This is a genomic window from Variovorax sp. Soil_C_12 (assembly GCF_057657375.1).
Genome location: NZ_JBDGIO010000012.1, coordinates 148,031 through 168,815 on the forward strand (window position 1 = coordinate 148,031; position 20,785 = coordinate 168,815).

A 20,785-nucleotide genomic window follows, 5' to 3' on the forward strand; every position below is an offset into this window, starting at 1 on the left:
ATGGCCACCCCATCCTTCTTCTCCAAGCTGCTGCGCCTGTGGCGCCATCGCTGGATCGATGCGGCCGACGTGCGGCGCGCGCTGCCGCCCGAGGCCCTGCAGCGCCTGGGCGCCCGCGTTGCGGCCAGCGAGCGCCGGCACAGCGGCGAAGTGCGCATCTGCATCGAGGCCGGGCTGCCCTGGTCCTACATCCGGCGCGCCGCGGCGGCGCGCGAGCGCGCGATCACCATGTTCGGCAAGCTGCGCGTGTGGGACACCGCGCACAACAACGGCGTGCTGATCTACCTGCTGATGGCGGAGCATGCGATCGAGATCGTGGCCGACCGCGGCATCGACGCACATGTGAACGCGCAAGAATGGGCGGCGATGGCGAAGCGCATGGGCGCGGCCTTTCGCGAGGGCCGCTTCGAGGACGGGATCACGCAGGCGCTGGAGGAAGTCTCGGCGCTGCTGGTCGCGCACTTCCCGCTGGCCGAGGGCGAGCCCGACCGCAACGAGCTGCCCGACGAGCCGGTGGTGATGTAGGGGCGCGGGACAACCGGCTCAGCGCCCGACCTGCTCTTCCAGCAGCCGCCGGTTGACCGCATGGACCGCGTCCAGCTCCAGCTGCAGTGCGCGCGACACCTGCGACAGCGTGCGCATGCGGCGGTTGCCCTCGCGCAGCCGTCCGGCGAGCACGGCGGAGATGCCCAGCATCATCCGGGCCGCCACCGCCGGATGGCTGTCGATCAGGCCCAGCAGCGCCTCGCGCGAGAGCACGCCGAGCTTGACGTCCGTGAGCGCCGTGCAGCTGGCCGAACGCGGCCCGCCATCGATCACGCCCATCTCGCCCAGCAGGCTGCCGGGGCCGACCACCGTGATCACGACCTCGCCGTCGGGGATGCTGGTGCTGCTCACGGCCCGGAGCTGGCCTTGCAGCACCAGCACCATGTAGTCGTTGTCGTCCGCGTCACCCTCTTCGAACAGCAGCGTGTCGGCCAGCACGTGCAACGGCTTCATGACGTCGATCACGACTTCCGCTTCGGCGCGGCGCATGCCGGCCAGAGGAGCGGCTTGCATCATCAGGTCGATGGCGTGTTCGCGCAGGTCGTTGCGGCGGGGAGGCGTGGGGGCTTGTGGCATGAAGAAGAGGATGCGGAGCTCAGTTCGGCAAGGGCCACACGGCATCGCCGCCGATGCCGTAGAAGCGCCGGCCCGGCACAGCCTCCATCAGCCATCCGCCGGTGAATTCGCCGAAGGCGGGCAAGATCAGGCGCCGTTCCTCGCGCACGAAGCAGGGCATGCGCAGGCTGTCGCGTCCACTGCCCTGCAGCTTGCAGACCGGATGGAGGTGGCCGCCGAGCACGAAGTGCGTCGGATGGGGCCGGGGGTGGTGGCAGGCGGCGAAAGGGCCGGTCAGATAGGGCTCGTCGACGATGTCGAAGGACAGCGAGTGCGGCGGATCGCCGGCACGGGCGTCGTGGTTGCCGCGTACCAGCGTGCAGCGCAATCCTGCGTTGCGTTCGCGCCAGGATTCGAGGTTTGCCAGCAGCTGCGGCGTGCGCGCCTGCGCGTCATGCAGGAAGTCGCCGAGCACGACGAGCTCGCGAGGCCGGTGCTGCCCGATCAGTTGGTCGAGCCGGGCGAGGTTCTGCGCGGTGGTGCCGTGCGGCACCGGTTGCCCCAGCGCACGGAAACTGGCCGCCTTGCCAAGGTGAAGATCGGCCACGAAGAGCATGTCGCCGGCCGGCCACCAGAGGGCTCGCTCGGGCAGAAGGTCGATGGATTCGCCGGCAATTTCGAGCCGGCAAGAGGGGGAAGTGGCATGCACGCGTCGAGTGTCCATTAAGCCCGCGCCGCAAAAACTCGCAAATTGTCACGCCGCACCCGCGCGTCCCGGACTTTTTCCGCGCCCGCGTGAAGTCCGGCGCACCGCGCCTTGCTGCATGCCGGCCTCACCGTCTTCCACGGGTTTCTCGAAGGCCAGCGTCTTGCGCACGCGCTCCGGGTCCGCCGCCTCGGCGGTGCCGCCGGCGGCCTGCTCGAGCTGCGCGACCATGCGCGCGATGCGCTCGGCTGCGCTCTCGTTCGACAGCTTCTCGCGAAAGAGCTCCACCATCAGCGGAAAGGCGAAGGGCGTGGGCCGCTGCGGCGTCTGCAGCACCAGCCGCTGCGAAGCCATGCGCGCCAGGGCGGCGCGCAGGCGCCCGATCTCCAGCTCCTGAGCGAGCAGTTCGTGCTCGGCCTGCTGCAGCAGACGGTTGGCCGGGTCGTACTTGCGGAACACCTCGTAGAACAGCGAGGACGAGGCCTGCAGCTGCCTGTTGCTGCGCCGCTCGCCGGGATAGCCCTGGAAGATCAGGCCCGAGACGCGCGCGATCTCGCGGAAACGCCGGCGCGCCAGCTCGGTTGCGTTGATGGAGGCGAGCACCTCGTGCAGCAGCTGCGACTCGTCCACCGGCGCCAGCACCTGCGGCAGCAGCGCCGGCCAATCCAGTTCGGCCGCGCAGAGCAGCTCGAAGCCGTAGTCGTTCACGGCGATCGAGAAGGTGCGCGGCTGGTGCTGCGCGACACGCCAGGCGACCAGGCTGGCCAGGCCCAGATGCACCAGCCGCCCCGCAAAGGGATAGAGGAAGAGATGCCAGCCCTCGCGCGTCTTCAGCAGCTCGGCCAGCAGGGTGTCGGGCGTGGGCAGGGCCGACCAGCGCTGCTGGATCTCGAGCAGCGGCCGCACGCATTGCAGCTCGGGCGTGTCGTAGCGGCCCTCGTCCGCCAGCGCCAGCTGCCGCACGACGGCATCGGCCAGGGTGCTGGTCAGCGGCATGCGCCCGCCGTTCCAGCGCGGCACGGAAGGCTTGCGGCCGCTCGCGCGCCGCACCCAGGCCGTCATGTCGTGTACCCGCACCAGTTCCAGCAGCCGGCCGCCGAAGAGGAAGCAGTCGCCCGGCTTCATGCGGGCGACGAAGCTTTCCTCCACGCTGCCGATCCTCGCGCCGCGCAGGTACTGCACCGCCATGCTGGCGTCGCTGACGATGGTGCCGATGTTCATGCGGTGGCGTCGGGCCAGGCGCGCATCGGGCACGCGCCAGATGCCCTCGGCGTCGGGCACCACGCGGCGGTAGTCGGGATAGGCCGCGAGCGAAGGGCCGCCCTGCGCGACGAACTCCAGGCACCACTGCCAGCTCTCGCGGGACAGCCCCGCATACGCGACGGTGCCGCGCACCTCCGCATAGAGATCGTCCGGCACGAAGCCGCCGCCGAGCGCGACCGTGACCAGGTGCTGCACCAGCACGTCCAGCGGCTGGGCCGGCGAGCGGCGCTCCTCGATGCGGCCCTGCGCCACGGCCTCGCGTGCGGCCGCGCCCTCCACCATCTCGATGCTGTGCGTGGGCACGAGCGTGATGCGCGAGGGCCGCCCCGGCGCGTGGCCCGAGCGGCCGGCGCGCTGCAGCAGCCGCGCCACGCCCTTGGGCGAGCCGATCTGCAGCACGCGCTCGACCGGCAGGAAGTCCACCCCCAGGTCCAGGCTGGAGGTGCAGACCACGGCCTTGAGCGCGCCGGACTTCAGGCCCAGTTCCACCCACTCGCGCACCGCGCGGTCCAGCGAGCCGTGGTGCAGCGCGATCTGCCCGGCCCACTCGGGCCGCGCCTCGAGCAGCGCCTGGTACCAGATCTCGGACTGGGAGCGCGTGTTGGTGAAGACCAGCGTGCTCGCGCTGGCGGCAACCTCCTCGATGACCTGCGGCAGCATCGTGAGGCCCAGGTGCCCGCCCCACGGAAAGCGCTCGGCACGGCCGGGCAGCAGTGAGTCGATGAGCAGCTGCTTGGGCACCTCGCCCTGCACCAGCACGCCCTCGCCGCCGGCCAGCAGCGTGCGCATCGCCTCCTGCAGGTTGCCCAACGTGGCGGACATGCCCCAGATGCAGAGCCCCGCATTCCAGCGGCGCAGCCGTGCCAGCGCGAGCTGCACCTGCACGCCGCGCTTGTTGCCCATGAGCTCGTGCCATTCGTCGACCACGACCAGGCGCAGCGAGCCCAGCACGTCCTTCGCATCGGCGCGCGCGAGCTGCAGCGAGAGGCTCTCGGGCGTGGTGACCAGCACCGTCGGAAGGCGCCGGTCCTGCGCGCTGCGCTCGGCCGAGGAGGTGTCGCCGCTGCGCGCGCCGGCGCTCCAGTCGGGCTGCAGGGCGTCGAGGGCTTGTTGCATCGCGCGCAGGGTGTCGGCGGCGAGGGCGCGCATGGGGGTGAGCCACAGGACGGTCAGCGGCGGCGGGGTCTTGCTCCTGGTCGTGGTGGCAAAGGCCTGCAGCGCGCCGAGCCAGACGGCGTAGGTCTTGCCGGCGCCGGTGGTGGCGTGGAGCAGGCCGGAGCGGCCTTCGGCGAGGGCTTGCCAGACGTCGCGCTGGAAGGCGAAGGGCGCCCACCCACGCGATGCGAACCAGTCATCGAGACGGCTCACGGTCTTGCCCCTTCGCCGCGTGCCCCCACCCCTGCCCTCCCCTGGAAGGGGAGGGAGAAAGACAGGGTTGCGCTCTTGCTCATGGCGGCGTCGATGCCGCTTCCGGCAACAGCGCGGCCAGCGTCTGCAAGCTGTCCGCCTCCTCCACCGGCTTGTCCTCGCGCCAGCGCAGCATGCGCGGAAAGCGCACCGCGATGCCGCTCTTGTGCCGCGTGCTGCGCGCGATGCCCTCGAAACCCAGCTCGAAGACCAGCGTGGGCGTCACGCTCCTCACGGGCCCGAAGCTCTCGATGGTGGTGCGGCGCACGATCGCGTCGACCCGCGCCATCTCGGCATCGCTCAGGCCCGAGTAGGCCTTGGCGAAGGGCACGAGCTTGCGCCCTTCGACCTCGGGCGGCGCATCCCACACCGCGAAGGTGTAGTCGCTGTACAGGCTCGCGCGCCGGCCATGGCCGCGCTGCGCGTAGACCAGCACGGCGTCGACCGAGAGCGGGTCGATCTTCCACTTCCACCACAGGCCCACGTCCTTGGTGCGGCCGACGCCGTAGGCCGCGTGGCGCTGCTTGAGCATCATGCCTTCCACGCCCATGGCCCGCGCCGACTCGCGCTGACGCGCGAGGTCCTGCCAGCTCTCGCCATGCAGGATCGGGCTTGCGATCAAGGAGGGATGCTGCGCCGCCGCGACCAGTTCGTCGAGCAGCACGCGCCGTTCCTGCTGCGGCAGCGCGCGCAGGTCGCGGCCTTCCCATTCGAGCAGGTCGTAGGCCAGCAGCACCACGGGGATCTCGCGCAGCAGCTTGGGCGTCAGTGTCTTGCGGCCGATGCGCTTCTGCAGCTCGGCGAAGGGCTGCACGCGACCCTCGCCGTGAGGCGAGGTCGAATCCCTGCGCCAGACCACGATCTCACCGTCCACCACCGTGCCCTCGGGCAAGGTGCCTCCCATGTCGGCCAGTTCGGGGAAGCGGTCCGTCACCAGCTCCTCGCCGCGCGACCACAGGCACACCTGGTCGGCGCGCCGCACCAGTTGCGCGCGGATGCCGTCCCACTTCCATTCGACCAGCCACTGCGAGGGCGGACCCAGCACCGCATCGAACTGATCGAGCGGCAGCGCGAAGGGATGCGCGAGGAAGAAGGGGTAAGGCTGCCCGCTGGTCTGGCGGTCCTGCTCGCCGCTGCTCTCGGGCGCGATCAGCGCGGCGAAGTCGGCCGCGCCGGGCCGGCCCGTGATGTGGGTGTAGCCCATCAGGCGTTGCGCGACGCGCTTGGGGTCCAGCCCGCTGATCGTCGCCAGCACCTGCGTGACCTGGAGGCGCGAGACGCCGACGCGGAAGGCGCCGGTGATGAGCTTGAAGTAGACGAGGCGTTCTTCCGGCGCCAGCTGGCGCCACTGGGCGCGCAGGGCATCGGAGAGCTGCTCGGGCGGCATCCCGCGCAAGGGTAGCAAGTGTTGCTCGAGCCACGCCGCGAGGCCCAGGTCGTGCGCCTCGGTGGGCAGCGGCAGCAGCAGCGAGAGGGTCTCCGCTAGATCGCCGACCGCCTCGTAGCTCTCGTCGAACAGCCACTCCGGCAGGCCGGCGGCCTGCTGGGCCAGCAGCCGCAGCAGCTTGGTCGGCACCAGCTGCCGCGGCCGGCCGCCGGCCAGGAAGTACACGGCCCAGGCCGCGTCCGCCGGTGCGGCGGTCTGGAGATAGCGCAGCAGCGCCGCCTGCTTCACGAGATTGGAGGTGCTCGCATCGAGCTCGCGGTACAGCGCGGCGAATTGCTTCATACCCCGGCCGTTTCTCCTTCCCCCTGGGACTTCTCTCCTTCCCCCTCCGGGGGAAGGCCGGGATGGGGGCTCCGGGCGTCCCCATCGCCCTCCATGTCCTCATCGCCATATTCGGTCCGAAAGGCCCGCGCATCCAGCCCGCTCTCGCTCAACCACCGCACCATCACCGCCACGCTCCCATGCGTCACGAACACGCGCTCGGCCCCGGTCCCGGCAATGGCCTGCTGCAACCCCGCCCAATCCGCATGGTCCGACATCACGAAGCCGCGATCGACGCCGCGCCGCCTTCGCGTCCCGCGCAGTTGCATCCACCCGCTGGCAAAAGCATCCGAGTACTGGCCGAAGCGCCGCATCCACGGCGTGCCCGCAGCCGAGGGCGGCGCCAGCACCAGCGCGCGCTTCAGCAACGCGGCATTGACGCCCGGATCGCTCACCCGCAGCGTGGACGGCAGCGTCACCCCGGCTGCGCGGTAGACCGCGTTCAGCGGCTCCACGGCTCCGTGCACCACGATCGGCCCGATGCCCGCGTCCACCCCGTGCAGGATGCGCTGCGCCTTGCCGAAGGCGTAGCACAGGAGCACCGAGGCGCGCCCCTGCGCCGCGTTGGCGCGCCACCAGTCGTCGATCTCGGCGAAGAGGGCGGCCTGCGTCGGCCAGCGGTAGATCGGCAGGCCGAAGGTGGATTCGGTGATGAAGGTGTCGCAAGGCACCGGCTCGAAGGGCGTGCAGGTGCCGTCGGGCTCGGTCTTGTAGTCGCCCGAGGCGACCCACACGCGGCCTTCGTGCTCGAGCCGCACCTGCGCCGAGCCCAGCACGTGGCCGGCCGGATGCAGCGACAGGCGCACGCCGCGATGGGTGATCGCCTCGCCGTAGGGCAAGGTCTGCAGGGTGATGTCGCCGAGCCGGGCGCGCAGCGTGCCGGCGCTGTCGTCGTGCGCCAGGTAATGCCCATGGCCCACCCGCGCGTGGTCCGAGTGCGCATGGGTGATGACGGCGCGGTCCACCGGCCGCCACGGGTCGATGTAGAAATCGCCGGGCGGGCAGTACAGGCCTTCGGGGCGCGCGATGACGAGGTCTTCGGCAGGCATGGGCAGGCCATGCTAGCCCTGCCGTACCCGGCGCGCATGTAGGCCCGGGTCGCGCGCAATGCCCTGGGGTTTGGCCGTCCTACTTGCCGCGCGCGGCCGGCATCTCGAGCAGGTTCATCTTCATGCCGTTGGGCAGCACGACGTCGCCCGGCTTCTGGCCCGCCTTGCAGGGCCCGACCCACTTGGCCTCGATGATGGCCGTGCCTTCGCTGCGGCCCATCATCGGCGGGCTGTAGGTCGAGCGGCTCTCCATGCGGTAGGCCCTGCCGAAGTCGCCCGTGACCACCGCATGCGTGGTGGCGGTGCTGGCGCCGATCTTGCAGACGGAGTCGATCACCATGCGGCCGGACTCGTTGCGCATGTCCTGCTTGGTGCAGTTCTGCCGCTCCATGCCGTTGCCCATCTCGCGCATCGCCTTGTCGGTGGCGGCGTCGATGCATTGCTGGGTGATCATCGCGGGCGTCTTGGCGCCGCCGTCGCCCTGGATCGTCATTTCCCAGAGGCCGGGCTTGCGCGCGGGGTAGTCCATCGCGCTGGCCGCGCCGGCCAGCAGCAGGCAGACCGTTGCCGCGGCGGCGTTCCTGGGGGTGCGGGCGAAAGTCGTCATCGAGGGCTCCGAAGAAAAGGTGCCGCTTTCTAACCCGTCCGCCGCGCCGGCGAAATAGCACGATCGGCCTGTTCGGCTTGGCGGGCAGGCCGGATGGCTGATCTCCTACAGCGCCGCGAAGCCGAGGCTCCTAGGGTGGGCGTCCCACGAAGCACAAGCACCCAGGAGCGAAGCCATGAAGACCCCGGCAGACGGCGCGCGCAGCGGCGCTCCGCCCGAACGCATCGACATCAGCAGCGCCCGCGAGCTCGACAAATGGTCGCGCCGCCTGGACGTGACGCACGATCGGCTGCGCGAGGCCGTGCGCGCCGTCGGCAGCCGCGCGGCCGATATCGAGTGGCATCTGAGGGGGAGCCGCGGCACGCCCCGCACGGCGCGGGGCTGAGCGCGCAAGTCAGGGGGTTGGCACGCGCTTCAGATCCTCCAGCCACACCTCGGCTTCCGAATCGCTGGGCGCGCGCCAGTCGCCGCGCGGGGACAGCGAGCCGCCCGAGCCGACCTTGGGCGAATTCGGCACGCAGGAGCGCTTGAACTGGCTGGTCTTGAAGAAGCGGAACAGGAAAGTGCCGAGGTGGCGCTTGATGTCGGCCAGCCCGTACTCGTTGCGCTCCTTCTGCAAATCGTCGGGCCAGCGGCCGCGCGCGCGGTCGCCCCAGGCCGCATGCGCGAGGAAGGCGACCTTGCTCGGCCTGAAGCCGTAGCGCAGCGTGTAGTAGAGGTGGAAGTCCTGCAGCTCGTAGGGGCCGATGGTGTCCTCGGTGCGCTGCCCCGGCTGGGTCGAAGCGCCCTCGCCGGCTGCCGGCGCATCCGCGGGAATCAGCTCCGGGCTGACCTCGGTCTCGAGGATGTCGCGCAGCACGGAGCTGCCCTCGTCGCCCAGCAGCTTCGTGGTCTCGACCCAGTGCACCAGGTGCTTGATCAGCGTCTTGGGCACGCTCGCGTTCACGTTGTAGTGCGACATGTGGTCGCCCACGCCGTAGGTGCACCAGCCGAGCGCCAGCTCGCTCAGGTCGCCGGTGCCCACCACGATGCCGCCGTGGAAGTTGGCGAGCCGGAACAGGTGGCTGGTGCGCTCGCCGGCCTGCACGTTCTCGAAGGCGATGTCGTACTGCGGCTCGCCCTGCGCGAAGGGATGGCCCAGGTCCTCCAGCATCTGGCGACAACTGGGGCGGATGTCGATCTCGCGCGCGGTGCAGCCGATGCTGGTCATCAGCCGGTGCGCCTGCGCCAGCGTGCGGCCGGTGGTCGCGAAGCCGGGCATGGTGAAGCCGAGGATGTCGGAGCGCGGCTTGCCCAGCCGGTCCATGGCCTGGGCGCACACCAGCAGCGCGTGGGTGGAATCGAGGCCGCCGGAGACGCCGATCACCAGCTTGCCGATGCGGGCCGCCTCGATCCGCTGCACCAGCGACTGCACCTGGATGTTGAAGACCTCGCTGCAGCGCGCGTCGCGCGTGGCCGCATCCGAGGGCACGTACGGAAAGCGCGCCACCTGGCGCAGCAGGCCGTGCGGCACCTGCGACGGCACCGGCAGCTCGAACTCGACGGTGCGCCAGCCCGCCAGCGCCTCGCGGTGCTTGTGCACCGAGGTGCCGAAGCTGTTCTGCCGCATGCGCTCGCGCGAGAGGCGTTCCAGGTCCACGTCGGCCGCGACGAAGTGCGAGCTGTTGCGGAAGCGCTCGCTCTCGGCCAGCATGTCGCCTCCCTCGTAGATCAGCGCCTGGCCGTCCCAGGCCAGGTCGGTGGTCGACTCGCCGATGCCGGCCGAGGTGTAGAGGTAGGCCGCCAGGCAGCGCGCCGACTGCAGGCTCACCAGCCGGTGCCGGTAGTCCGACTTGCCGATCGTGATGTTCGAGGCCGAGAGATTGACCAGCACCGTCGCGCCCGCGAGCGCGGCATAGCTGGAGGGCGGGATGGGCACCCACACGTCCTCGCAGATCTCCACGTGCAGCTTGAAGAGCGGCAGCTGGCGCGACTGGAACAGCAGGTCGGCGCCGAAGGGGATGCGCTGGCCGCCGAGCACGATCTCGGTCGCGAGCGCGGTGTCGGCGCCGTTGAACTGACGGCCCTCGTAGAACTCGCCGTAGTTCGGGAGATAGGTCTTGGGCAGAATGCCCAGCACCCGGCCATCGGCCACCACCGCGGCGCAGTTGAAGAGGCGATGGTCCACGCGCAACGGCAGGCCCACCACGGCCACGGCGCCGATGCCGCTCGATGCGGCGGCAATTTCCAGCAGGGCGCGCTCGCAGGCATCGAGCAGCGCGGCCTGGTGGAACAGGTCGTCGCAGGTGTAGGCCGAGAGGCCCAGCTCGGGGAAGGCGACCAGCACGGCGCCGTCGGCCGCGGTCTCGCGGTACAGGCGGAGGGTCTCGGCGGTGTTGAACACCGGGTCGGCCACCCGGTTGCGCGGCACCGCCACGGCCAGACGGGCGAAGCCGTGGGTGTAGGGGTTGAAGAACTCGTGCTCGGTCATGGCCGGATTGTGGCCTCACGGGGCGGATGCCGCCGGTGGGCTTCCAGGCCAGCCCTTCGACGCACGGTTCCTACCTCACTTCGAGGCGCCGCCCTTGCGCAGCGCCGGGTCCTCGCCCTTCGCGTGCGACTTGCCCTCCTCCTCGGCCTTCTTCATCGCCTCGGCCTCGGCCTCGCTCTTCGGACGCGCATCGCGCGCCGCTTGATCGACCTTGCCCGACTTCACGAAGTCCGTGGCGGCCTGGTCGTAGCGGCGGGTTGCGTCGTAATTGCCTTCGCCCTGGATGTCGGGGCTCTTGGGGTCTTGCGGCTTGCTCATGCGGATCTCCTTTGAAGCTCGTGAAGGACCACACTACGAAGCCCGGCCGAGACTCGGCGAGCGGCGGACATCGACGTCCGGGATCGGACAGGCCGCCGAGGCACGTAGGAGCGCACCGACGCCGCGCTGCGAGCGCTCCACGCCGCATCGCGTTGCCGCCCTTGTGGCGCGTCCGGCGCACTCCTATGATGGCCCCGCAGACCTTGCCAAGGTCGGAGGAGAACATGATGCCGATCGCGCCCGATCTCTCTCTGTCGCGCCGCAGCGCCCTGTTGCAACTTGGCCTCGGCGGCCTCGGGGCCGGACTGCTTCCCGACTTCGCCCACGCCCAGGGGGCTTGGCCAACCAAATCGATCACGCTGGTCGTGGGCTATCCACCGGGCGGGCAGACGGACTTCGCTGGGCGCATCCTCACCGCCGGCATGCAGGCCAGCCTGGGCCAGCCGGTGGTGATGGACAACAAGGCCGGCGTCAACGGCAACATCGCGACCGACTACGTGGCGAAGTCGCCGCCCGACGGCTACCGGCTGCTGGTGGGCAATGGCAGCAACATGGTGCTGAACCCGCACACCTACCGCAACACGCCCGTGGCGGACCCGCTGAAGATGGTGCCCATCGGCCTCCTGCTCACCTCCTCGCTGATGCTGGTGGTGCCGGCCAGCCTGCCGGTGAAGGATCTGGACGCCTTCATCGCCTGGGTGAAGGCGCAGGACAAGGAAGGCAAGACCGTCGACTACGCCTCGGGCGGGCCGGGCAGCCTGGTGCAGACCACGATGGAGCTGTTCCGCGAGCGCATCGGCAAGCCGAAGATGAGCCACGTGCCCTACAAGGGCAGCGCGCCGGCCATGACCGACCTGATCGCCGGCCGCGTGCCGTGCATGTTCGACGCGTCCTCCGTGGTCGCGCCCTTCCTCAAATCCGGCCAGCTCAAGGCCCTGATGGCCACTGGGGCCAAGCGGGTGCCGGCCTTTCCCGACGTGCCCACGGCCACGGAAAAGGGCATCAAGGACTTCCAGGTCATCTCCTTCATCGGCCTGTACGGGCCACCCGGCCTGAATGCGGACGTCGTGAAGAAGGTCAACACCGCGATGAACAGCGCGCTCAAGGATCCGAACGTGCAGAAGACCATTTCCGACCGCGGCGACGACGCCGGTGGCGGCACGCCCGAGCAGCTCGGCGCGCTGACGAAGGACTACTACGCGCTGCTCGGCAAGGTGGTGAAGGACAACGACATCCGCGCCGAGTGAGGCGCTCGGTCAGGCCTTCGCAGGCAAAAGTCGGCGCGGCGCTGCCGCGCCGCTGAAGGTCGCGTCCCGCGCCACCCTCCCATCACAGCGACAACAGTCGCTGCATGAAGGCGCGATAGCGACGCAAGGCGAGGCGCAGCTTTTCCGTCGATCCGCTCTCCGCCGCCCCATCGCCCTGGGCGTCGAGCCCCGCCCGCTCGTCCGAGAAGGTCTGCGCCAGGTTCTGCAGCATCTGCCGGACCAGCTCGTCCGCCTCGCGCACGGCCTGCTTCGGATCGTCGACGAAGCCGATCTGCACCGCGTCCCAGCGGGCGCGGAAATCACGGGTCGCGTCGGTCGTGAAGAGCGGGGCCAGGGCGTCATCGTCGGCACCGTCCGCCGGCAGCCGATTCTGGGCCACCACGACCGGCCGGTCGAGGTCGTCCGGCGCGACGCGCTCATCGGGGTTCGGCGTCTGGCCCTGGGTCTGCGTGGGCCGGGCCGCGACGGCCCGCTCGTCGTCCTGCCTGATATCGAGATTCATGATCGTGCCTCCACCGGCCTCGCCGGCATCCTTCGTTCCTCGGTCACGCTGACTTCGAGCAGTTCGTCGAACAGCGCACGGTAATGCACCACAGCTTTGCGAAGCTCCTCGGTCTCGACCTCGCCGCTCAGGGTGCGCGCATGGATGGCCTGCGCCGCGCGGTAGTTCCTCACCACCGCCGGATGGTCCACCGAGATGTCGGCCGCACGATGCTCGAAGTCGCTCATCGGATAGCCGCGCTTCTGCATGAGCTCGCGCACCAGCTGATCCGCCTGCGTCACCGCGCCGGCAGGGTTGTCGACGAAATCGGCCTGCACCCGGTTCCATGCGCTGCTGAAGCGGGCGCCTTCACCCGGCGCCAGCGGAACGATGCGCAACTGGCCGACGCGCGCCTCGCGCTGCCGGAGCTCGGCCTCGGCCTTGGTACGGCTGCCGTGCTCTCTGACGGCCAGGTCGTACTCGTCGCCGAAGCGCTCGGCGAGCCGGTCGGACTGTCGTTTTCGATAGAGGAAATAGGCGGCCAGCGCGACAAGTGCGAGAACCACGACGATCCCCACCACCCACCAGGCCTGCATGCTCACGGTGTCCATACGAATCTCCCTTCACATCGAGAAACCCGTTCGTGCGTGCCGCGAAAGCAGCAACGAGCGCGCGCGGATGCCTCCATGCTGATTCGCCTGCGCCGCCCGGTCGGCAGCGCAGGGGCGTTTTCAGCTGTGGGAGGGAACCTACAGAGCCGGCGCGCGCGTGCGCCGGGCCCTTGCGTGCTGGAGAATGCAAGGCCCAGCTCGTGACGACCCGACGACCACCTCCGACGCGACCATGCCCCAGCCCCGACCTTCCCGGCCTCGCGTCTATCTCGCGGGTCCGGACATCTTCTTTCGCGACTGCGAGCGGGTCTACCAGGACCTGAAAGCTCACTGCGAGCGCCTGGGCCTGGAGGGCATCGAGCCTTCGGATGGTGGTCTGGGCGCAGACTTCAAGGGCACCGACGACGAGCGGGCGCGCCTCATCTACGAGGGCAACATCGCCCTCATCCGGCAGTGCGACGGCGCGATCGCCAACCTGATGGACTTCCGCGGCCTCGAGCCGGATTCGGGCACCGTGTTCGAGGTCGGCTTTGCGGTGGCGCTGGGCAAGCCGGTGGTGGTCTATGGCGTGCCGGCGGGCAGCTATGCGAGCCGCGTGAGCGCGACGATGGCCTGCACGCAAGATGCCGCCGGCATCATGCGGGAGCGCGACAGCGGCGTGATGGTGGAAGGGCTGGGCCAGCGCCTGAACCTGATGCTGGCCTGCTCAACAGCGATCGAGTCTTCTGCCGAGGCGGCGCTCTCGCGGCTGGCACGGCTGCTGGGACTCGCTGCGCACCCTTGATCCCACGCGCCGCTGAGGACTCGTTCACGAGGACAGTCCGGCAACTCTCGCGAAATGTCTCTTCGATGCGTGCATTGGCACTGCCATCGATAGCATCCGCTGCTTTCGATTGCCGCGACCATGATCCGCCACTTCCTTGCATTGGCCCTCGCGCTGACTTGGCTTGCCGCCCACGCGAACGAAGCCCAGATTCCGTTGCCGCCCCTGTCTCCGGACCAGGAAGCGGCCGCACTGGAGAGCGCCGAAGTGATGGGCAGGGCGGTCCACCAGCATGAGCGCGCCATCGCCACGGCCAGCGACGCGGTGCTCAAGATTCCTGCCTTCCGCCGCGATGCGCGCGTGCGGGGATGGATCACCGAAGAGCACGGTGGCCTGATCACCGTGACCTTCGTCGACCGACGGCCTGCCGCGCTCTACCGTGTGGCCGTTTCGACCGAGGACGACAAGGTCCAGGAGCTCACCACGCTCGACCAGCCCTCGCCCCTGACACCGTTCGAGGCAGGCGCCGCCGCCGCCCGCGAGCTGGCGGTCGGGTCCGGGTTCCAGCCCTGCGCCGAGCAATACAACACGGTGGTCCTGGCGGCCGATACCGGCGACGTCCCCCGCAGATGGGTGGTCTACCTGCTGCCCGCGGCCAGCGGGAACAACACGGTTCCGCTCGGCGGCACCTACCGCGTGATCACCGAGGGAGCAACGGTGATCGCACAACGCGGCTTCACGCGCAGCTGCCTGACCCTGCGGCAGGATCGTCGAGCCGCCGGGCTGTACGTGACGCACGTCCTGGACAACACCCCGACGGAGGCCCATGTGTTCTGGAGCCTCTGGGCGCGCCAGCCCATGTTCGTGGGCACGCCGGACGGCAGGGTCTGGGCGGTGCGGAAGGGCAGGATCACCCTGGGGGAGCGGCGCCCGGCAAGCTGAGGCGCGCCTGGGCCTGCGACGTCCTCACCACGCCGTCCACTTCGCGTCGCTCTTTCCCGATGCCACCACGCGCTCGATGAAGCGCACGCCGCGCGCGCCATCCTCCACCCGCGGGTAGTCGGCCTCCAGCACATCGGCCTGTCGGCCCGCGAGTCGCGCGCGCACGTCGGCCACGACGCCGGCGTACACGTTGGCGAAGGCCTCGATGAAGCCCTCGGGATGCCCGCTGGGCAGCCGGCTCGCGCGCCGCGCCGACTCGCCCAGCCACGGCGCGCCGCGCGTCAGCACGCGCCTCGGTCCGTCGTGCGGCAGGTGCAGCAGCTCGCTGGGCTGCTCCTGCCGCCACACCAGCGTGCCCAGCGTGCCGGAGACGCGCAGGCGCAGGTCGTTCTCCAGCCCGGTATTGATTTGCGATGCGATCAGCACGCCGCGCGCCCCGCCCTGAAAGCGCAGCAGCACGCTGCCGTCGTCGTCGAGCGCGCGGCCCGGCACCAGCGCGCCGAGGTCGGCGCAAAGGCTTTCGATCTCGAGCCCCGTCACGGTGGCGACCAGGTTCTCGGCATGCGAGCCGATGTCGCCGATGGCACCGGCCGCGCCGCTCTTCGCAGGGTCGCTGCGCCAGGCCGCCTGCTTGTTGCCTTCCTTCTCGAGCTGGGTTGCGAGCCAGCCCTGGTTGTATTCGACGACCACCTTGCGGATCTCGCCGAGCCGGCCGTTGCGCACGATCTCGCGCGCCTCGCGCACCATCGGGTAGCCGGTGTAGTTGTAGGTCACGGCGAACACCCTGCCCTGCCGCGCCACGGCCGCGACCAGCGCATCGGCCTGCGCGCCGGTGTGCACCAGCGGCTTGTCGCACACCACATGGAAGCCGGCCTCGACAAAGGCCTGCGCCACCGGGAAGTGCAGGTGGTTGGGCGTGACGATGGAGACGAAGTCGATGCGCTCTTCCTCGGGGCGCTTCAGCTCATCGTCCAGCAGGGCTCGCCAGTCGCCGTGGTTGCGGTCGTCGGCCAGCCAGAGCTCGCGGCCCGACGCGCGCGCTTTTTCGGGACTGGACGACAGCGCGCCGGCCACGAGTTCGGCTTGCCCGTCGAGCGCGATCGCCTTGCGGTGCACCGCGCCGATGAAGGCATCGCGCCCGCCACCGACCATGGCGTAGCGCAGCTTGCGTGTCGCCGGCATCGGGACCTCAGAACGGCGAGTTGGGATGGTAGAAGTCCTTGGCGTTTTCCTTGGTGATGAGCACCGAGGGAATGATGGTGGTCGCCGGCAGCTTTTCTCCCTTCAGCCGCGCCTCGGCCGTGAGCTTGATGGCGTCGTAGATGAACTTGGGCGAGTAGCTGACGTCGGCCTGGATGCGCGGGTCCTTGCCGTCGAGGATGGTCTTGACCATGCCCTTGGCGCCGGCGCCGCCGAAGATGACCTTGATGTCGTCGCGCTTGGCCTGCTCGATGGCCTTGAGCACGCCGACGGCCATGTCGTCGTCGGCCGCCCAGATGGCGTCGATCTTCTTGAAGCGCGTCAGGTAGTCCTGCGTGACCTTGAAGGCGTCGTCGCGGTTCCAGTTGGCGTACTTGGCGTCGAGCAGCTTGATGTCGGGGTGGTTCTTGAGCACGCCGTTGAAGGCGTCCATGCGCTCGTTGTCCAGCGTGGTGGCGATGCCGCGCAGGGCGACGATCTCGCCCTTGCCGCCCAGCTTCTTGGCGATGTACTCGGCCGGGATCTTGCCGAAGGCGGTGTTGTCGCCGGCCACGTAGGCATCCTGTGCGCTGGTGTCGGTCAGGCCGCGGTCGACGACGGTGACATAGGTGCCCTTGGCCTTGACCTGGGCCACCGGCTTGGTGAGCGCGGCCGATTCGAAGGGGAAGATCACCAGCGCGTTGATCTTGGTCACCGTCGACAGATCCTGCAGCTGGTTCGCCTGCTCGGGCGCGTTGGCCGCGGTCTTGATGGTGATCTTGAGGTCCTTGTGCTCCTTCTCCAGATCCTTCTTCGCCTGATTGGCCCAGTAGTTGATGCCGCCCATGAAGCTGTGCGTCGCGGCCGGGATCGAGACGCCGAGGTTCACTTTGTCTGCAGCGAGCGCCGGAATGGCTGCAAGCGCGGCAGCGGCGACCGCGGTGAGTGCGATGCGTCGGGTGAGATGCTTCATTGACTTGTCTCCTTGGTTGAAAAATTCACTGACACGAAATCGGAAGGGCCCGTCAACGGCGGCCTCGTTGAAGGAAAGCGACCACGATGATCACGAAGCCCTGCACCGCGGCATTGAGGTACACGCTGATGATGCTCGTGAGGTTGAGGATGTTGCTGATGACCGAGAGCAGGATGGCGCCGATCACCGTGCCGGTGATGCTGCCCGCGCCGCCCTTGAGCGCAGTGCCGCCGACGATCACCGCGGCGATCGCCTCCAGCTCCCACAGCAGGCCGGTGGTGGGCGAGGCCGAGCCCAGGCGCGGCACGTAGAGCAGGGTCGCGATGCCCACGCAAACACCGAGCAGCACGTAGGTGAGGATCTTCACGCCGTCGACGCCCACCGCCGCGTAGCGCGCGACCTGCTCGTTCGAGCCGATGGCCTGCACATAGCGGCCGTAGGCGGTGCGGTTGAGGATCAGGCCGCCGATCACCGCGACGACCAGGAACACCCACACCGGCACCGGGATGCCCAGCAGGCTCGCGTAGTACACCGGCGCGTAGAGGTCGGACAGCTCGTTGTCCAGCGTCAGCGCGCCGCCGTCGGCGAAGTAGGTGAGGTAGGCGCGGAAGATGCCCAGCGTGCCGAGCGTGACGATGAAGGGCTCGATGCGGCCCTTGGTGATGAGCAGGCCGTGGGCCAGCCCGAAGACGGCGCCCAGCACCACCGCGAGCAGCGCCCCGAGCAGCACCGCCAGCAGCGGCGAGCCGAGCGCCGGCCCCATGGCGTTGATGAACATGATCACGCAGCCGGCGATGAGCGCGGCCATCGAGCCCACCGAGAGATCGATGCCGCCCGAGATGATCACGAAGCACATGCCCACCGCGATGATGCCGATGAAGGCGGTGCGGGTGAGCACGTTCATCGCGTTGTCGAGGGTGGCGAAGTCGCTGTTGAGCAGCGTGCCGGCGATGCACAGCAGCACCAGGCCGATGACGGGGCCGAGGCCGTGCAGGCGCTCGGTCCAGCGCGGCCGGGTTTCGCTGCGGTGCATGGCGCCCGCGGCTTCAGGCGTGGCTTGCTGCGGTTCCGGTGGCATGGGCTATCAGCTCCTCTTCGGTTAGGTGATCGGCGTCCAGCGTGGCGACGAGCCGGCCTGCGCGCATCACCGCGACGCGGTGGCACAGGCCGATCAGCTCCATCAGCTCCGAGGAGACGACGATCACGGCCAGCCCCTCGCGGGCCAGGCGCTGGATCAGGAAATAGATGTCGCGCTTGGCGCCGACATCGACGCCGCGCGTGGGCTCGTCGAGCACCACCACCTTCGGCTTGGGCTGCAGCACCTTGGCCAGCGCGAGCTTCTGCTGGTTGCCGCCCGAGAGCGACGAGGCGCGCGCATCGAGGTCGCCGGTGCGGATGCCGAAGTCCTTCACTGCGGCGGCCAGCGCGCTGCGCTCGGCCTCGGGCTTGAGCCAGGGCTGGGCATAGCGCTCCAGCGCCATCAGCGTGAGGTTCTGGCGCAGGCCCAGGTGCACGTGCAGGCCCTTGCCCTTGCGGTCTTCGCTGAGGTAGGTGAGTCCGTGGTGCGCGGCGTCGCGGGGATGGCGCAGCTGCACGGACTGGCCGGCGATCTCGACGCTGCCGCCGCTGACGGGGCGCAGGCCCAGCAGTCCCTCGAAGAGCTCCGTGCGGCCCGCACCCACCAGGCCGGCGAAGCCCAGGATCTCGCCGGGGCGCACCTCGAAGCTGGCTCTGTCGGCCCAGCCGGGCACGCTGAAATCGCGCACCTGCATCGCGGGCGCATGCGCCGCCGTGACGGGGTCGCGCGGCGGGTACAGGTCGGCCAGCTCGCGGCCCACCATCAGGTTGGCCATCTGGTGGCGCGTGAGCTCGGCGGTGGGCGCACGCGTGACGAAGCGGCCGTCGCGCATCACGATCACCTCGTCGGTCACGCGCTCGACCTCGTCGAGCTTGTGCGAGATGTAGACGATGGTCACGCCATCGGCGCGCAGCTGGGCGATCAGGCGGAACAGGCGCTCGGTCTCGCCGGGCGTGAGCGTGGCAGTGGGCTCGTCCATGATCAGCAGGCGGGCGTGGCGCGAGACCGCCTTGGCGATCTCGACCAGCTGTTTCTCGGCCACGATCAGGCGGCGCACCTTGGTGCGCGGATCGACCTTCAGGCCGACCTGCGCGAGCGCGGCCGCGGCATCGCGATCCATCGCGGCGTCGTCGAGCAGCCAGCCCTTCTTCTTCTCATGGCCGAGGAAGATGTTCTGCGCCACGCTCAAGTCTTCGGCGAGGTTGAACTCCTGGTGGATCAGCACGATGCCCAGCGCCTCGGCCTCGCGCGAGCTGGCGAAGACCTGGGGCTCGCCGTTGACGCGCACCACGCCGCCGGTGATCGGCTCGTAGCCGGCCAGGATCTTCATCAGCGTGGACTTGCCGGCACCGTTCTCGCCCAGCAGGCCGTAGACGCGCCCAGGCTCGAGGGAGAAGCTCACGCCGTGCAGCACCTGCACCGGGCCGAAGGCCTTCACGACCTGATCGAACTCGACGGCGACGCTGCGCTTCGGCGGATGCTGCTGCGTGGTCACTGGAGTACCTTCGCCTTCGGCTGCGGTGCTATTCGCCTTGGGAGCGGCCCGGCGGCTCATGGCGCCACCCCCCGGACCTTGAGCGTCTCGTGCATCGCCAGGACGCCCGCGCCGACCAGGCCGGCCTGCGCGCCCAGCGGCGTGTACTGGATCTCCAGATGCCGCGTCGACAGCGCCAGCGAGCGGTGGTAGACGCTCTGGCGCAGGGCCGCCAGGAACAGCGGCCCGATGTGGGTGATGCCGCCGCCGATGAACACATGCGAGGGATTGAAGAAGTTGACGATGGAGGCCAGCATCTGCCCGATCAGCTGGCCGGCCCGTTGCACGATGGCATTGGCCGCCGCATCGCCGGCGCGGCTGGCCTGGCCGACGTCGACCGCGTCGATGCGGCCCTGCGCGCGCAGCCGCTCGGCCAGCGCGCGGCTCTCGCCCGCCTCCGCCGCCTGCACCGCCATGCGCGTGATGGCAGGGCCGGCCGCCATCGCCTCGACGCAGCCCAGGTTGCCGCAGTGGCACAGCGGCCCTTCCTGGTCGACGCAGATGTGGCCCACGTCGCCGGCCGAGCCGGCCGCGCCGCGGTACACCTCGCCGTGGCAGACGATGCCGCAGCCGATGCCGGTGCCGACCTTGATGACGAGGAAGTTGGACAGCGAGCGCTTCAGGCGCCAGAGCTCGCCCAGCGCCATCAGGTTCACGTCGTTGTCGACGAACACGGGGGCCGCGTAGTCCTCGCGCAGGTAGTCGCGGATCGAGAAGCTGTCCCAGGCCGGCATCAGCGGCGGGTTCACGAGTTGCCCGATCTCGAAGTTGACCGGGCCGGGCACGCCGATGCCGATGCCGATCAGCTGCTTCGGTCCGAAGCCGCAGCGGCCCAGCAGCTCACGCATCAGCACGCGCACGCGGGCCAGCACCACGCCGGGGCCTTCGCGCACATCGGCCGGCTCGGCGTGCTGGGCCAGCACGCTCAGGTCGGGCCGCAGCACGGCTACGTCGAGGCTGGTGGCGCCGATGTCCACGCCGACCAGCACGCCCAGGCCCTCGTGCAGCTGGAGGTTCTCCGCACGGCGCCCTCCCGAGGAGCGCTGCAGGCCAGCCTCGGCCAGCAGGCCCTGCTCGACCAGCCCGGCGATCAGCGCGTTGGCCTTGCTCTTGGAGAAACCCAGCCGCTCGGCCATGGCATGGCGCGAGCCGCCGGCGGACCAGAAGGTCGTTTCCAGCAGCGCCATCTCGTCGGCAGTGAGGCCGCTCCAGGGTGCCAAGCGCTTGTCTCCTGTTTGTTCGTCTTGGATCCGGGCAGTGGCGCCGT

Annotated in this window: 20 protein-coding genes; 5 read left to right on the forward strand and 15 right to left on the reverse strand. The window is 69.8% G+C overall.

All coding sequences use genetic code 11. From position 1 onward, the window contains the following. Positions 1-525 carry a TPM domain-containing protein gene (locus AC3A6X_RS26900; protein WP_487845028.1) on the forward strand — a complete coding sequence of 175 codons (525 nt, stop codon included), beginning with the start codon at positions 1-3 and terminating at the stop codon, positions 523-525. An 18-nt stretch (positions 526-543) separates the two neighbouring features. On the opposite strand, the gene AC3A6X_RS26905 is transcribed toward AC3A6X_RS26900, so the two are convergent. The 6 genes from AC3A6X_RS26905 to AC3A6X_RS26930 all read right to left on the reverse strand — a co-directional run bounded on the left by AC3A6X_RS26905 (position 544) and on the right by AC3A6X_RS26930 (position 7,901). After that, entirely contained in the window at positions 544-1,122 is a 579-nt protein-coding gene (locus AC3A6X_RS26905; protein ID WP_487845029.1) for a Crp/Fnr family transcriptional regulator, read from the reverse strand. Between the two features lie 19 nt (positions 1,123-1,141). After that, positions 1,142-1,810, reverse strand: coding sequence for a ligase-associated DNA damage response endonuclease PdeM (gene pdeM / locus AC3A6X_RS26910; protein ID WP_487845030.1), 669 nt, complete (start codon positions 1,808-1,810; stop codon positions 1,142-1,144). A gap of 45 nt (positions 1,811-1,855) precedes the next feature. Next, positions 1,856-4,438, reverse strand: a complete 2,583-nt coding sequence (locus AC3A6X_RS26915) for a ligase-associated DNA damage response DEXH box helicase (protein WP_487845031.1) — start codon at positions 4,436-4,438, stop codon at positions 1,856-1,858. 79 nt (positions 4,439-4,517) lie between these two features. Continuing rightward, a complete protein-coding gene (locus AC3A6X_RS26920) occupies positions 4,518-6,206 on the reverse strand; it encodes an ATP-dependent DNA ligase (protein ID WP_487845032.1) in 1,689 nt (562 codons plus the stop codon). Next, positions 6,203-7,294 (reverse strand): ligase-associated DNA damage response exonuclease, encoded by a 1,092-nt coding sequence (locus AC3A6X_RS26925; RefSeq protein ID WP_487845033.1) that lies wholly within the window; start codon positions 7,292-7,294, stop codon positions 6,203-6,205. Before AC3A6X_RS26925 ends, AC3A6X_RS26920 begins: the two co-directional genes overlap by 4 nt. 79 nt (positions 7,295-7,373) lie before the next feature. Continuing rightward, entirely contained in the window at positions 7,374-7,901 is a 528-nt protein-coding gene (locus tag AC3A6X_RS26930; protein ID WP_487845034.1) for a DUF3617 domain-containing protein, read from the reverse strand. A 175-nt stretch (positions 7,902-8,076) separates the two neighbouring features. Between AC3A6X_RS26930 and AC3A6X_RS26935 the strand changes: the two genes are divergently transcribed. Then, the gene (locus tag AC3A6X_RS26935) at positions 8,077-8,286 is read left to right on the forward strand and encodes a DUF3606 domain-containing protein (protein ID WP_487845035.1); all 210 of its coding nucleotides are present in this window, start codon (positions 8,077-8,079) and stop codon (positions 8,284-8,286) included. 9 nt (positions 8,287-8,295) lie between these two features. On the opposite strand, the gene AC3A6X_RS26940 is transcribed toward AC3A6X_RS26935, so the two are convergent. Continuing rightward, positions 8,296-10,371 (reverse strand): NAD(+) synthase, encoded by a 2,076-nt coding sequence (locus tag AC3A6X_RS26940; protein WP_487845036.1) that lies wholly within the window; start codon positions 10,369-10,371, stop codon positions 8,296-8,298. 75 nt (positions 10,372-10,446) lie between these two features. After that, positions 10,447-10,689 carry a hypothetical protein gene (locus AC3A6X_RS26945; protein WP_487845037.1) on the reverse strand — a complete coding sequence of 81 codons (243 nt, stop codon included), beginning with the start codon at positions 10,687-10,689 and terminating at the stop codon, positions 10,447-10,449. Between the two features lie 224 nt (positions 10,690-10,913). Here AC3A6X_RS26945 and AC3A6X_RS26950 point away from each other — a divergent pair, with 224 nt between their 5' ends. Continuing rightward, positions 10,914-11,936 (forward strand): Bug family tripartite tricarboxylate transporter substrate binding protein, encoded by a 1,023-nt coding sequence (locus tag AC3A6X_RS26950; protein ID WP_487845038.1) that lies wholly within the window; start codon positions 10,914-10,916, stop codon positions 11,934-11,936. A gap of 82 nt (positions 11,937-12,018) precedes the next feature. Here AC3A6X_RS26950 and AC3A6X_RS26955 read toward each other — a convergent pair whose 3' ends face one another. Both AC3A6X_RS26955 and AC3A6X_RS26960 read right to left on the reverse strand, forming a co-directional pair. After that, positions 12,019-12,459 carry a hypothetical protein gene (locus AC3A6X_RS26955; protein WP_487845039.1) on the reverse strand — a complete coding sequence of 147 codons (441 nt, stop codon included), beginning with the start codon at positions 12,457-12,459 and terminating at the stop codon, positions 12,019-12,021. Then, positions 12,456-13,049, reverse strand: a complete 594-nt coding sequence (locus AC3A6X_RS26960; RefSeq protein ID WP_487845040.1) for a type 2 periplasmic-binding domain-containing protein — start codon at positions 13,047-13,049, stop codon at positions 12,456-12,458. The genes AC3A6X_RS26955 and AC3A6X_RS26960 overlap by 4 nt, the downstream gene beginning before the upstream one ends. Positions 13,050-13,281: 232 nt before the next feature. Here AC3A6X_RS26960 and AC3A6X_RS26965 point away from each other — a divergent pair, with 232 nt between their 5' ends. After that, the gene (locus AC3A6X_RS26965; RefSeq protein WP_487845041.1) at positions 13,282-13,833 is read left to right on the forward strand and encodes a nucleoside 2-deoxyribosyltransferase; all 552 of its coding nucleotides are present in this window, start codon (positions 13,282-13,284) and stop codon (positions 13,831-13,833) included. A 120-nt stretch (positions 13,834-13,953) separates the two neighbouring features. Then, the gene (locus AC3A6X_RS26970; protein WP_487845042.1) at positions 13,954-14,754 is read left to right on the forward strand and encodes a hypothetical protein; all 801 of its coding nucleotides are present in this window, start codon (positions 13,954-13,956) and stop codon (positions 14,752-14,754) included. A gap of 24 nt (positions 14,755-14,778) precedes the next feature. Here AC3A6X_RS26970 and AC3A6X_RS26975 read toward each other — a convergent pair whose 3' ends face one another. Genes AC3A6X_RS26975 through AC3A6X_RS26995 form a run of 5 tightly spaced genes read right to left on the reverse strand, consistent with a single transcriptional unit; the run spans position 14,779 to position 20,705 of the window. After that, positions 14,779-15,936: a Gfo/Idh/MocA family protein gene (locus tag AC3A6X_RS26975; RefSeq protein ID WP_487845043.1), complete on the reverse strand. Its 1,158-nt coding sequence runs from the start codon at positions 15,934-15,936 to the stop codon at positions 14,779-14,781. A gap of 7 nt (positions 15,937-15,943) precedes the next feature. Beyond that, positions 15,944-16,906: a substrate-binding domain-containing protein gene (locus AC3A6X_RS26980; protein WP_309967081.1), complete on the reverse strand. Its 963-nt coding sequence runs from the start codon at positions 16,904-16,906 to the stop codon at positions 15,944-15,946. A 52-nt stretch (positions 16,907-16,958) separates the two neighbouring features. After that, positions 16,959-17,984, reverse strand: coding sequence for an ABC transporter permease (locus AC3A6X_RS26985; RefSeq protein WP_409050658.1), 1,026 nt, complete (start codon positions 17,982-17,984; stop codon positions 16,959-16,961). Continuing rightward, a complete protein-coding gene (locus AC3A6X_RS26990) occupies positions 17,953-19,479 on the reverse strand; it encodes a sugar ABC transporter ATP-binding protein (protein WP_487845044.1) in 1,527 nt (508 codons plus the stop codon). Before AC3A6X_RS26990 ends, AC3A6X_RS26985 begins: the two co-directional genes overlap by 32 nt. Positions 19,480-19,535: 56 nt before the next feature. Then, complete coding sequence (locus AC3A6X_RS26995) at positions 19,536-20,705, reverse strand: ROK family protein (protein WP_487845076.1); 1,170 nt, start codon at positions 20,703-20,705, stop codon at positions 19,536-19,538. Between the last annotated feature and the right edge of the window lie 80 nt (positions 20,706-20,785).